The organism is Streptomyces sp. NPDC006332, from assembly GCF_040612855.1.
Taxonomy (GTDB): domain Bacteria; phylum Actinomycetota; class Actinomycetes; order Streptomycetales; family Streptomycetaceae; genus Streptomyces.
This window is the reverse complement of sequence record NZ_JBEXRA010000015.1, coordinates 19755-32284: the sequence shown is the minus strand read 5'-3', so window position 1 is coordinate 32284 and position 12530 is coordinate 19755. Positions and strand designations below refer to the sequence as shown.

Here is a 12530-nt window from a genome sequence, read left to right as displayed (position 1 = left end):
GTCGACCGAGGGGTGTTGCACCCTCATTCGCTCTCTGGCACTCCGAAGGAGTGCGCGTCACCTGAGCGGAGGTGTGCTCTCAACCCGTGCTCGGTGTTGCTCACGTGCAGCAGGGCGGCGGCCTGGCTGAGGGCGGCATCCCTGGTGCGGAGTGCGTTGAAGATCGCCTCGTGCTCCGCCAGGGTGCGGCTCGCGGCCTGGGCGTCGATCAGCCCGCGCCAGATACGGGCGCGCAGGGTACGGCCGGAGATGCCTTCCAGGATGGTGAGCAGCGACTCGTTGCCGGTGGCCGAGACGACCGCGCGGTGGAAGGCGGCGTCGTGGGCGTTGAGCCGCTCGACGTCCTCGCGGGCCTCGCGCATGGCGTCCAGGTGCCGTTCCACCTCCGCCAACTGCTCGTCGGTGATCCGGGTGGCGGCCAGCGCGGTGGCGACCGGTTCCAGCAGCCGCCGTACCTCCATGAGGTCCTGCAGCGCTGCCGAATCGCCCTGCAGCAGCTCCACCGCCCCGCTGAGGCCCTCCAGGAGCAGGCTCGGCTGCAGGCTGGTGACATAGGTCCCGTCGCCGCGGCGGACCTCCAGGACCCGGGCGACGGCCAGCGCCTTGACCGCTTCACGCGCGAGATTGCGGGACAGGCCCAACTGGGCCGCGAGGTCGGGCTCGGGCGGCAGCTTCGAGCCGGGGGGCAGGGCGCCGGTCCGGATCAGTTCACGGATCTGCTCGATGGCCTTGTCCGTCAGAGACAACGTGACCCCCTCCCTCAGCGTGCCACTCGGGCATGTCCGACCTGACCTGTTCCGGATTCCGCATACCGAGGGTGACCTCGATGATAGACGGACGTGTGTGGAGGAAGGCGACCACGGCGGTCGGCAGGCTGGTGCCGTGTGCCTCATGATCCGACAGGGACGACCATGAAGCGTCTCGCAGACATGGAATGTCTGGACGGTCTCAAGGTGCAAACAAGGGGAAGAAACCGGCAAAACGTCTGTCGCTTGGCTTCTTTCATCCCTTGATACCCGTTGACATCCCGGGTTACATGGTCGATCTTCGTGCTAACCGCCGGCGCCTCGGGCTCGGTGAGTGGCGCTGCCCCCCACTCCGTATCAGGGATGTCTCCATGTCGAGTTCGGTCAACAGACGTCAGTTCCTGGCCGGTGCCACCTGTGTGGCCGCGGCGACCGTGGCCGGAGGTGTGTTCGGCGCGGGCCCCGCCCAGGCCGCGCCCGGCACGTACACGCCCGACTGGAACTCGGTGGACCAGCACCCGCCCGCCCCGGAATGGTTCAAGGACGCCAAGTTCGGCGTCTACTTCCACTGGGGCGCCTTCAGCGTCCCCGCCTACGACAGCGAGTGGTACCCGCGCAACATGTACCAAAGCGGCAGCGACGCCAACAAGCACCACGTCGCGACCTACGGCCAACCCTCGGCGTGGCCGTTCCACAACTTCATCGACGGAGCACAGGACCTCGCGGGCAACCCGGTCAAGTTCGCCCCGAAACTGAAGTCGGCGGGCGGCAACTTCGACCCCGACGAGTGGGCGCAGCTGTTCGTCGACGCCGGTGCGAGGTTCGCCGGCCCGGTCGCCGAGCACCACGACGGCTTCTCCATGTGGGACAGCCAGGTCAACGAGTGGAACTCGGTCGACAAGGGCCCGGGGCTGAACCTGCTGCAGCTGTTCGCCAGGGCCATCCGGGCCAAGAACCTCAAGCTGCTGGTGGCCATGCACCACGCGTACCACTACAACGGCTACTACGAGTACGCCCCCGCCCAGACCGACCCCAGCCTGAAGAAGCTCTACGGGCAGCTGGACACGGCGACGGAGAACCAGCTCTGGTACGACAAGCTCAAGGAGGTCATCGACCGCGCCCGGCCCGACATCCTCTGGCAGGACTTCAAGCTGGACGCCGTCGACGAGACCCAGCGACTGAACTTCCTGTCGTACTACTACAACCAGGCCAACAGCTGGGGCAAAGAGGTCGTCGCCACCTACAAGGACGGCCTCAACGGCAAGGGGGAGGTCTTCGACTACGAACGCGGCGGCCCGGCCGACCTCACCTCCCCCTACTGGCTCACCGACGACAGCATCTCCAGCACCAGTTGGTGCTACACCCAAGGGATCGGCTACTACACCATCCCGCAGATGCTGCACTCGTTCCTCGACCGGATCAGCAAGAACGGCAGCATGTTGCTGAACATCTCGCCGATGCCCGACGGCACGATCCCGCAGGCGCAGAAGGACATCCTGCTCGGCATCGGGGACCACCTGAAGCGCTTCGGTGAGTCGGTGTACGGCACCCGGGCGTGGACCACGTACGGCGAGGGCCCGACCAAGATGGGCGGCGGAGCGTTCACCAAGCCGACGGCCGGCACCGCGCAGGACATCCGCTTCACCCGCAACAAGGCGAACAACGTCCTGTACGCCACCGTCCTCGGCTGGCCGGGCAGCTCGGTGACGATCAAGAGCCTCGACTCGAACCGGATCGATCTCTCCTCGCTGACCTCGGTGAAGCTGCTCGACTCGACCGCCGGCAAGTACATCAGTCTGCCGGCGCCGACACAGACCTCCACCGGTCTGACGGTGACCCTGCCGTCCTCGGCGCCGTTCAGCGCCCACGCCTACGTCCTGAAGCTCGCCTTCTCCGGACACATCCCCGGCCAGCGGCCACTGACCGGGGCCGTTGCCTTCACGGACGTCGACTACGCCGGCACCGGTGCCGTGCTCGCCCTCGGCGACTACACCGCGAGCGCCCTGACGTCAGCCGGACTGGGCGCACGGACCCTTTCCTCCGTCCGGCCGGCCGCGGGCTGCCAGGTGATCGGCTACTCCGGGGACAACTTCACCGGCACCTCCTGGACCTTCACAGCCGACAACCCCGACCTGCGGGTCACCGGCAACAACGACGCGATCGCGTCGCTGAAGGTGCAGTTCAACCCCTCGACGTACCTGCGGATCACCAACGTCACCGACGGCCTGTCCCTGGACGGCGGCGGCGACGTCGCCTCCGGATCCAACCTGAAGCAGTGGACCTGGGACGGCAGCCCCAACCTGCAGTGGCAGGCGATCGAGGTCGGCGGCGGCTACTACAAGCTGGTCAACCGCGCCAACGGCATGGTCGCCGACGGCTGGGGCGCCACCACCGACGGCTCCGCCGCCCGCCAGGCCGCCTGGAACGGCGACGCCGACCAGCAGTGGACGATCACCCACCGCGGAGACGGCCGCTACTCCATCGCCAACCGCACCTCGGGCCTCGTCCTGGACGGCGGCGGCAACGTCTCCTCCGGCTCCGTCACCAAGCAGTGGACGTACGGCAGCAGCACCAACCTGCTGTGGACCTTCACGGCACTGTGACCCGGGGGCGAGACCGGGCGGCGGCCTCGGCCGCGTGCCGTCTCCCTCAACTGCGCTGCTCGGGCTGGTCGTTCGCGTTGTACGCGAGGAGTTCCCGGGTACGGCGCAGCAAGGCCTCTCGTACCGTCTCGGGCGACAGGACGCGCAGGGGTGTGGCCAGGCCGAGGAGGTACGTGGCGAGCCCGTCCGCGTCCGGGCCGCCGATGTCGACGATCGTGGCGTCGGGGCCGTCAGGACGGTGGGCGCCGACTGTCGATGGGATGAGCCGCAGGACTTGGTCCATGGGCATCGGGAGGCGGACCGTCGCCTGGAGCCGGTAGGGGCCGGTCGAGACGGAGCGGGAGACGAGCAGTGCCGGGTCGGGTGGGTCGGTGAATTCCACCGGGTGCCCGGTGAGGTGCAGTCGCTCGACCCTGTCGGCCCGGAACGTGCGCCACTGCCCCTGTGCCACGTCCCGGGCGACGAAGTACCACTGGCGTCCGGTGTGCACGAGGCGGTACGGGTCGACGTCCCGGACCGTGGCGTTCCCTTCCCAGTCGCGGTACGACAGACGGGCGCGCTCGCCCTGGCGGCACGCGGCGGCCAGCTCCAGCAGCAGGCCGGGCGTGATCTGCGGCTTGTCGGCTCTGGGGGTGTGCACGAAGGCGGCGTCCATCTCGCCCAGCCGGTGGGCGATCCGCTGCGGCAGAACCTGCCGCAGTTTCAGCAGCGCCGACAGTGCGGCCTGGTCGCCGCCGAGAGCGCCACTCAGTGCCGCTTCGCGCAGCCCGATGGCGACGGCGAGCGCTTCCTCGTCGTCGAGGATCAGCGGCGGCACCCGGGATCCGGCGCGGAGACGGTAACCGCCCCACGGCCCGGGGTCGGATTCGATGGCGTAGCCGAGTTCCCGGAGCTTGGCGATGTCCCGCCGCACGGTGCGGTCGGTGACCGTCATCCGCCCGGCCAGCTCGGCGCAGGTCCAGCTCGGCCGGGCGGCCAGCAGGGCGACCAGTCGCAGCAGGCGGGCGGAGGCGCTGATCACGTGCTGAAGTGTTCCACATGACCAGGACCGAATCTGTCCTGGTCCCGTCATACGGTCCTCTTCATGACCACGAACAACACGTCCACACCCGCGTTTCGCTACTCGGCGGTCACCTTCGACTGCCCCGACCCCGCCGCACTGGCCCGTTTCTACGGTGAGGTCCTCGGCCTGCCCGTGGTGTTCTCCACGGACCACTTCGTCCTGCTCGGCCAGGAGGGCGGGGCCGGACTGGGGTTCAACCGGCTGGACGACTACCGCCGTCCCACCTGGCCGGACCCGTCCCAGGAGAAGCAGGCCCATATCGAGGTGGGCGTCGATGACTTGGATGCCGCCGAAGCCCACCTGCTGACCCTTGGGGCCGTCAAGCCCGAGTCCCAGCCCGACCCGGACCGGTGGCGGGTCCTGCTGGACCCCGCAGGCCACCCGTTCTGCATCTCCACCCTGGTCTGAGTGCCTGGTCGCGTCAGACGGACGAGCAACGGTCGCACGTCTTGACCCCCGTTGCGGCGTGCGCCTACGCTCCGGCTGCAAACATCGGATGCCTTCGCGAAGTTGGAAGGCTCGATCAATGGTCCACGTCGCCCACCCGTCGTACCCCGTCACCGCAGCTACATTGGCTTGACGTCCTATCCGAACGGTGAGAACACCCCGGCTGATGTGCGACGGCCGGGGGCAGGAGCTCATTCCACCCCTGGTCATGTGGTTGCCAGCCGGACGCTCGGAGATCCGATGAATAGACTAGTTCGTTTGGTGTCCGGCCTGACCGCAACACTGCTCGTCGGCGCTCTCGGCACCGCGACCTCCTCCTCCGCGGCGCCCGCGGCGCCCCCTGTGCTGCTCCGCGCGGCACCGGATGGATCCGGATCGGCGTGCATGCTGTCGCGGCCCTGCTCCCTGCTCGGCGCACAGCAACGTGTGCGGCAGGTGCTGGCCGGAAACCAGGGCGCGGGCAGGGACGTGGTCGTAGAGCTGTCCGACGGCACGTACCGGCTCACCGCGCCCCTGCGGTTCGGGCCGGCCGACTCCGGCCGCAACGGGCATCGGGTGACCTGGACCTCCGCACCCGGTGCTCGTCCGGTGCTGAACGGCGCGCTGAGGGTGAGGGGTTGGCGGCTGACCGATCCGGCGAAGAACGTCTGGTCCGCTCCGATTCCCACGGGCCTCGCCACCCGGCAGATCTACGTCGACGGCAAGCAGGCGCCGATCGCGCAGACCACTCCGGATGAGCAGGGCGTCACCTTCGCGGCCGCCGACGGCGGTTACACCACCTCGTCGGACTGGGCCGCCGGACTGCGGGACCGGATCGGTGCCGCCGCGATGTCGCGAGTGGAGTTCGCCTACACGGGGAAGAACGGGGACTGGACCGAGTCGCGCTGCCGCGTCGATTCCGTCAGTGGGGCCACCGTGCTGATGCAGCAGCCCTGCTGGCGCAACATCACCAGCCGCCCGGTGTTCACCCAGGCATCCGGAAGCCTTCCCAACATGAAACCGGGCACCGCGCCGACCCGCATGGAGAACGCCTACCCGTTCCTGCACGCCGGGCAGTGGTACCTCGACCCGAAGCGGCATGTGCTCAACTACGTTCCGCTGCCGGGGCAGGACGTGAACCGCCTCGACATCGAGGCGCCGCGGCTGACCGCGCTGGTCACCGGTGCCGGCACACTCGACCAGCCGGTGCACGACATCACGTTCAAGGGGCTGGGGTTCGCGTACGCGACATGGAACGAGCCGAGCTCGGCCGCCGGGTTCGCCGACGTGCAGGACAACCTGCGGCTCACCGGCGACGACCCCGCTCACCCGCAGGGGACGTGCACGTTCGGAACCCCGCCGGGCACCTGCCCGTTCGGCTCGTTGACCCGCCAGCCCGGCAATGTGCAGTGGCGTGCCGCGCACGACGTGACCTTCGAACGGAACACGTTCACCGGCCTGGGGGCGGCGGGGCTGGTCTTCGAGTACGGCAGCAGGCACAACACGATTCAGGGCAACGTGTTCAGCGGCATCGCCGGCAACGGCGTGATCCTCGGCGACACCACCGACCCGCACCCCTCCGACGTGGGCGCGGACGACCGGGAGATCAACGCGTACAACACGATCGACAACAACCTGATCGAGCACGTCGGCACCGACTACCCGAGCGCGGCGGCCATCACGCTGTTCTTCACCCAGCACACCGCGGTGACACACAACGACATCCGGGGCGTGCCGTACACCGGGATCAGCGCGGGCGTCATCCAGGGACACGTCGACAACGTCGACCACCCCGACAACACCACGAACATCAACAGCGACAACACGATCAGCGCCAACCTGATCCACGGCTTCATGCAGGTACTCAGCGACGGCGGCGCCATCTACGCCGAGGGCCACCAGGGCCGGACCGTCCTCGCCGCCGACGGCTCCGTCGACCGCGCCGCGAGCATCGCGCACGGACTGCACGCCACCGGCAACGTCGCCTACGACCAGGGCAACGTCAACTTCACCTGGTACGACGACGCGGGAGCGAAGTGGATCAACTGGGAGGGCAATGTCGAATGGAACGGCAAGCTGTCCCAGGGCGGCTGCCAGACCACCGGACACTTCGACGTGACGGGCAACTACTCCGCGCAGCCCATCGGCCAGTACCACTGCACGCCTGCCGGCGGCATCGACGTCACCTACACGGACAACAAGGCGCTACCCCTACGGCCGACGGCGAGCGACCTGCCGTCGGGGACGATACGTGACGCCGGCCTGCAGGAAGGCTTCCGGGACCTCGTGACCGACCGGGCCCCGCAGGTCAGCTACGCCCAGGCCGCAGACGGAAAGGTCTTCGTGGCGGGGGACGGGTTCACGGCCCGCACCCGGGTGAGCTTCGCCGGTAAGCCCGCCGCGTCCGTGACGGTGCACTCGCCGGCCTTCCTGACCGCCACCCCACCCGCCGGCACGACGGTGACCTCGGTGACCGTCACGACACCCGCCGGCGTGGCGTCCGGCGTGGTTCCGGCGCCCGACGTCGCGCTGGGCAAACCCGCCGAGCAGTCCTCGACCATCTCCGCCAACTATCCCGCGAGCTATGCCGTGGACGACGACCTGCGTGACTACGCGGGCACCAAAACCGAGGCGCAGCCCTGGTGGCAGGTCGACACGGGAGCCTACTATCCGATCGACAAGATCGCCGTCCACAACCGGGCGGACTGCTGCGCCGACCGGCTCGCGGACTACTACGTCCTCGTGTCCGACACCCCGTTCACCTCCACCTCGCTCAGCGACACCCTCACTCAGCCAGGAGTGTGGTGGACGCACCAGAGCGAACAGGCCGGCAGGCCGAGCACGATCGACGTGGGGCGCACCGGTCGATACGTCCGCATCCAGCTCGCCGGGACCAACCAACTCGCACTCGCCGAGGTACAGGTCCTGACCGCGCCGCGGGCGGCAACGCCGCCGACATCCACCCCAAAGGGCCCTTCCGAGCGCCCCCGAAGTTCCAGGTAGAACATCCGCTAGAAGCACGCCGGGCGCCCACTCGGCCGTCAGCGTGGGCCGGGCGCTCCCGTGCGCAGGCCGTCCATGATGAGGTCCAGGAGCCGGGCGGCCTGGGTGTGCCAGTCCCCGTGAACGTCGATCTGCCAGATGCCGGCGATGGCCAGGATGAAGTCGTCGGCAGTCACGCCGGGGCGGATGGTGCCGGCATCGTGATTGGCGTCGAGGAGAGCTGTGATCGCCGCGAACACCAGCGCATACCCCGGCTGCGCCGTGGCGGTTGACGTGCCGATGGTCTGGCGCATCGCCTCGGCCAGCCCCGCCTTGGCGACGGCGAAGCGGGCCAGCCTGTCCATCCACTCGCGCAGGGCCTGGTCCGGCGCCTTGGTCTCGAGCAGCTCGGTCGCACTCTCGGTGAGCTGCTGCACCTCGTGCCGGTGCGCCTCCAGGACGAGTGCCTCGCGGTTGGGGAAGTTGCGGTAGAAGGTGCCCTGCCCCACCCCCGCCTTCTTGGCGATGACACTCAGCGGCACATCCACCGAACGCGACAGCTCGACCAGCGCCACCTCCAGGATGCGCTCCCGGTTGCGCTGGGCGTCCGAACGCTGAGGACCATCGTTCCTCAAGACTCCACTCCCTTTCCTTGAGGGTTCACACCCCGAGCCCCCTGAGTCGCTAGCTGAGCGGACTGCTGTCCAATGCGTTTCCCAGGGTATCGGACAGCAGTCCGCTTAGGGTGCGGTTGCGCCCCTCGGTCGAGAGCCATGACCCGCTACCCGATCATTTGCCCGTCCGACTCACCGCGTTCTGTCGTCGTCATTCGCTGCGGCCGTCAGGGTCGGTCAGGTGCCAGCACCAGCGACGCCGCGGCGGAGAACATGCCGCCGACGCCCTGGGCGAAGCTCAGCTCGACGTCCGGGACGGGTACGGCTGCGGTGCCCCGCACCTGCCGTACCGCCTCCTGTATGGCGAACATCCCGTACATGCCGGTGTGGGTGTACGACAGGCCGCCGCCGTTGGTGTTCATGGGCAGGCGGCCACCGGGTTCGGTGTTGCCCTCCGCGACGAACGCGCCCGCGTCGCCGGGTTTGACGAAGCCCAGGTCCTGCAGTCCGTAGAGGGGGACGTGGGCGAACGCGTCGTAGACCATCAGGTGGTCGATGTCGTCCGGGCCGACGCCGGCCTCGCGGAAGGCGTCGGCGCTGGAGTCGCGGAAGGCCCTCGACGACGTGAAGTCCTCCATCTGCGACACGGACGAATGCGTCGAGCTCTCACCGGTGCCGAGGATGTACACCGGCCGGGAGGGCAGGTCGGCGGCGCGCTCGGCGGAGGTCACGATGAGAGCGCCGCCGCCGTCCGTCACCACGCAGCACTCGGGCCGGTGGAAGGGGTACGAGATCGTCTCGGCGGCGAGGACGTCCTCGACGGTGAGCGGATCACGGCGGAACGCCCGCTCGTTGGGCCGGGCCCACTTGCGCTGCGCCACCGCGACGCTCGCCAGCTGTTCGTCGGTGACCCCGAACTCCTTCATGAACCGCAGCGCGGGCACGGTGAACATCGTGACGAAGCCCGCGGTCCCGTACGGCATCTCGAACTGGCCCATCCCGCTGGTCGCGGGGAAGCTCAGCCGCGGTTCCCCGACGCGGGAGCGGCCGGACTCGCCGTGTGTGATGAGCACGGCCGAGGCGTGGCCGGCGGTGATGGCGGCGGCCGCGTGGCGCACGTGCAGGAAGTAGGAGCATCCGCCGACCTGGGTGGTGTCGATCCAGCGGGTGCGGATGCCGAGTGAGTCGGCGACCTCGCCGGCCCACATTCCGGTGCTGGCGACCCCGTCGATGTCCGCCGGCGTCAGCCCGGCATCGTGCAGGGCGTTGCGCGCGGCCTCCAGGTTGAGGCGCAGCGCGGAGTGGTCCGGCAGGACGCCGAGGCGGTCGGTCTCCGCGGCGCCGACGATGGCGATCGAACCGGGCTTCATGCGGTCACCTCCGCCGGTGCGAAGACCGGCACCGTGATTCCGTCGCGTTCCTGGAACCGCACCTTGAGCGGCATGTCGAGGACCAGGTTCTCGGGTGTGTTCTCGACGCCGACGATGTTGGTCATCATCCGGGGGCCCTCGGCGAGTTCGACGACGGCGATGGCGTACGGCGTCTCGTCCTCGAACCCTCGTGCCGGGCGATGGTTGATGTTGTACGAGTACAGCGTGGCGTCGCCGGAGACGGTGACCCACTCCACCTCTCCGTCGAAGGCGTAGGGCGAGTACGGCCGGGGATAGAAGAAGAACTTTCCGGTGGTGACGCAGCGCTGGATGCGTAGTTCGCCCCGTGCGGCGGCGTCCCAGAACGGCTGGGTCTCGGGTGTCGGTTGGGGCAGGGCCTTGGGCATGGCTTCCTCGGGGTCGGGTCAGCGGTAGAGGGGGGAGAACACGAGGTCGAGCGGGCCCCCGGTGACGACGACTCCGTCGCTCTCCAGCTCGCGGATCCGCTCGGGGGCACAGCCGGCTTCGGTGAGTACTTCCCGCGTGTGCTCGCCCAGCCCGGGTGCGTCGGGGTGGGGACTCTGGGGGGTGCGGGAGAACGCGGCGAACCGGCCGGGCTGGGTGTAGGTCTTCCCCGAGGCGCTGACGGCGCGGTGCATCAGACCGTGCTCGTGCAGGTAGGGGTCGGCGCACACGTCGCCCGGCGTGCGCGTCTTCACCGCGGCGATGCCGTGCGACGTGCACCAGGCGAGGGCCTCGTCGGTCGTCCGGTCGGCCAGGGACGAGGTGAAGGACGCCGGGGCGATGTCGACGGTGTGGGGATCGGCCTGGACGCGCACGAATCCGTCGCTCGTCGGATGGATGCGGTTCACGGCGTCCGGTCCGGTGAAGTCCTCGCCACCCGTGGCGGGCGCGGGCCGGCCGGCGTAGTCGGTCAGCGCCGACAGCTGAAGGAAGGCGGACGTCGCGGCCAGGGACGTGGACAACTGGCGGACGGTGCCGGAGCGGGCCCGGTCGAGCAGGCCGAGGACCGTGGTGAGCGCTCCGACCACGGCGGTCGTGTGGTCGTAGACCGGCAGCGAGAGAACCACGGGCTCACCGTCGCCGCCCTGTGCGGTCATGATTCCGGCCGCCGCCTGCAGGACCGTGTCGTACCCCGGTCGCGCGGCCAGCGGTCCGCTCTCGCCGTAGGCCGTCACGCCGACGCTGATGGTGCGCGGGTTCAGCGAGGCCAACCGGTCGAAGCTCAGTCCGAGACGCTCCATGACCCCGAGCCGGAAGTTGTTCATCAGGACGTCGCTGCCGCGCACCACGTCGTCGAACGCGGCTCGGCCGGCGGCCGTGCTCAGGTCCACGGCGAGGCTTCGGGTGGCCCGGTTGTAGACGAAGCCGGTCATCCGCCAGGGATCGCCGTCCGGCGGCTCCACCTTGACGACGTCGGCACCCAGTTCGGCCAGCAGCGCGGCGGCGTAGGGGCCTGCCACGAACGTGCCGAGCGAGGTGATCCGTACGCCGTCCAGCGGACCGCGTCCGGACACCGCCGCCTGCGGGACCGGATCGGCGCGGCGCTCCCGGAGCGAGCTGATCGGCACGCTGGGCATGCGGACACGGCCGAGCCGGGGGTGCTCGATCTCCCGGACCATACCGATGGCCGCCAGCTGGGGGCCGGCGAACCACTCCTCCCGGCTGCGGACGATCGTGCAGGGGATGTCGGCCGATTCGAGGAGGGCGATCCACTCGTCGGCCGGCTTCGACGCGAAGTAGTCGGCGAAGTGCCTGCGCACCCACGCGTAGTTGGCCTGGCCCCACAGTGCGTCGAGCCGTCCGCCCACGCGGCCGTCGTCCAAAAGGTGCAGCGAACCGGTCACTTCCAGGGTGGCCCGGGCGAACTTGGGGCCCAGAGCGCCGACGAACACCCACCGCCCGTCCGCGGCCTGGTAGCGCGTGTAGAGCGGGTTCAGCCCGCCCGGGCCGATCGCGCGCGACGGGTCCGGGCCCTCGTCCCGGGCGTAGAGAAAGCCGAGGAAGACGTTGGCCGCGTGGGCACCGCCGACCTCCACGGTCTGGCCGCGTCCGGAGGTTTCGCGTTCGAGGAGCGCGGCCGTCGCGCAGGTAGCCGCCCACACGCCTTGGACGACAGTGATGTACGGGTAGACGTGGTCGACCGGCCTGCCGGAATGGGACGCCTGGACGGCGGCGAACCCGAAGTGCGCATGGAGCAGGTCCGCCGACTCCAGGCCGCCCGCCCACGGCGTCCGGTCGGACGTGTAGGGCGGTGTGACGGTCACGATCAGACGGTCGTGAATCCCGGCCGGCACGTCGTCCGGGCGGTCGACGAACAGGACGTCGGCCCCGGCGAGTTCGTCGGCGGGCACCGCGCCGGACGACGTCAGGTGCCTGACGGTCTTGGCATGGTCCGCGAAGACGGACTCGGGCTGCGGTACGGCATCGTCGCCGGGCGCCTCGTAGCGGATGACCTCGGCGCCGAAGTCCGCCAGCAGCCCGCCGGCGAGGCGACCGGCCAGACCGGCGGTGAGGTCGAGAATGCGGAGTCCTTCGAGCGGCTTCATTGGCACCCTCCGGCCAGTTTTAGAACGATGCTCTGATACTGACATCCCGGAGTGAGGCCGTCAACGGGTGTCGACCAAGGCTCTGAGCTGGTACGGTCCGAGTGTTACTAGAACTATTCTCTAGAACGTAATACTGACTCAGTCGTGAGGAAAGGG

The 12530-nt window shown here is 69.3% G+C and carries 9 protein-coding genes; 3 read left to right on the top strand and 6 right to left on the bottom strand.

What is annotated here, in order from left to right; genetic code table 11:
- Positions 1-23 precede the first annotated feature (23 nt).
- Complete coding sequence (locus ABZ027_RS15955; protein ID WP_356768520.1) at positions 24-746, bottom strand: FadR/GntR family transcriptional regulator; 723 nt, start codon at positions 744-746, stop codon at positions 24-26.
- A 371-nt stretch (positions 747-1117) separates the two neighbouring features.
- On the opposite strand from ABZ027_RS15955, the gene ABZ027_RS15950 reads away from it, so the two are divergent.
- A complete protein-coding gene (locus ABZ027_RS15950; RefSeq protein ID WP_356768518.1) occupies positions 1118-3349 on the top strand; it encodes an alpha-L-fucosidase in 2232 nt (743 codons plus the stop codon).
- Between the two features lie 46 nt (positions 3350-3395).
- On the opposite strand, the gene ABZ027_RS15945 is transcribed toward ABZ027_RS15950, so the two are convergent.
- The gene (locus tag ABZ027_RS15945) at positions 3396-4370 is read right to left on the bottom strand and encodes a YafY family protein (RefSeq protein ID WP_356768517.1); all 975 of its coding nucleotides are present in this window, start codon (positions 4368-4370) and stop codon (positions 3396-3398) included.
- A 63-nt stretch (positions 4371-4433) separates the two neighbouring features.
- Here ABZ027_RS15945 and ABZ027_RS15940 point away from each other — a divergent pair, with 63 nt between their 5' ends.
- Together ABZ027_RS15940 and ABZ027_RS15935 are read left to right on the top strand one after the other, a co-directional pair.
- The gene (locus tag ABZ027_RS15940; protein WP_356768515.1) at positions 4434-4820 is read left to right on the top strand and encodes a VOC family protein; all 387 of its coding nucleotides are present in this window, start codon (positions 4434-4436) and stop codon (positions 4818-4820) included.
- Between the two features lie 300 nt (positions 4821-5120).
- Positions 5121-7841, top strand: coding sequence for a discoidin domain-containing protein (locus ABZ027_RS15935; RefSeq protein ID WP_356768513.1), 2721 nt, complete (start codon positions 5121-5123; stop codon positions 7839-7841).
- 38 nt (positions 7842-7879) lie between these two features.
- Here ABZ027_RS15935 and ABZ027_RS15930 read toward each other — a convergent pair whose 3' ends face one another.
- From ABZ027_RS15930 to ABZ027_RS15915, 4 genes are all read right to left on the bottom strand, one after another.
- Positions 7880-8455 (bottom strand): TetR/AcrR family transcriptional regulator, encoded by a 576-nt coding sequence (locus tag ABZ027_RS15930; RefSeq protein WP_356768511.1) that lies wholly within the window; start codon positions 8453-8455, stop codon positions 7880-7882.
- Between the two features lie 206 nt (positions 8456-8661).
- Positions 8662-9804 (bottom strand): thiolase, encoded by a 1143-nt coding sequence (locus ABZ027_RS15925; protein WP_356768509.1) that lies wholly within the window; start codon positions 9802-9804, stop codon positions 8662-8664.
- Positions 9801-10211: an OB-fold domain-containing protein gene (locus tag ABZ027_RS15920; protein ID WP_356768507.1), complete on the bottom strand. Its 411-nt coding sequence runs from the start codon at positions 10209-10211 to the stop codon at positions 9801-9803. Before ABZ027_RS15920 ends, ABZ027_RS15925 begins: the two co-directional genes overlap by 4 nt.
- Positions 10212-10229: 18 nt before the next feature.
- Positions 10230-12374 (bottom strand): CoA transferase, encoded by a 2145-nt coding sequence (locus ABZ027_RS15915; protein WP_356768505.1) that lies wholly within the window; start codon positions 12372-12374, stop codon positions 10230-10232.
- Positions 12375-12530: the final 156 nt, after the last annotated feature.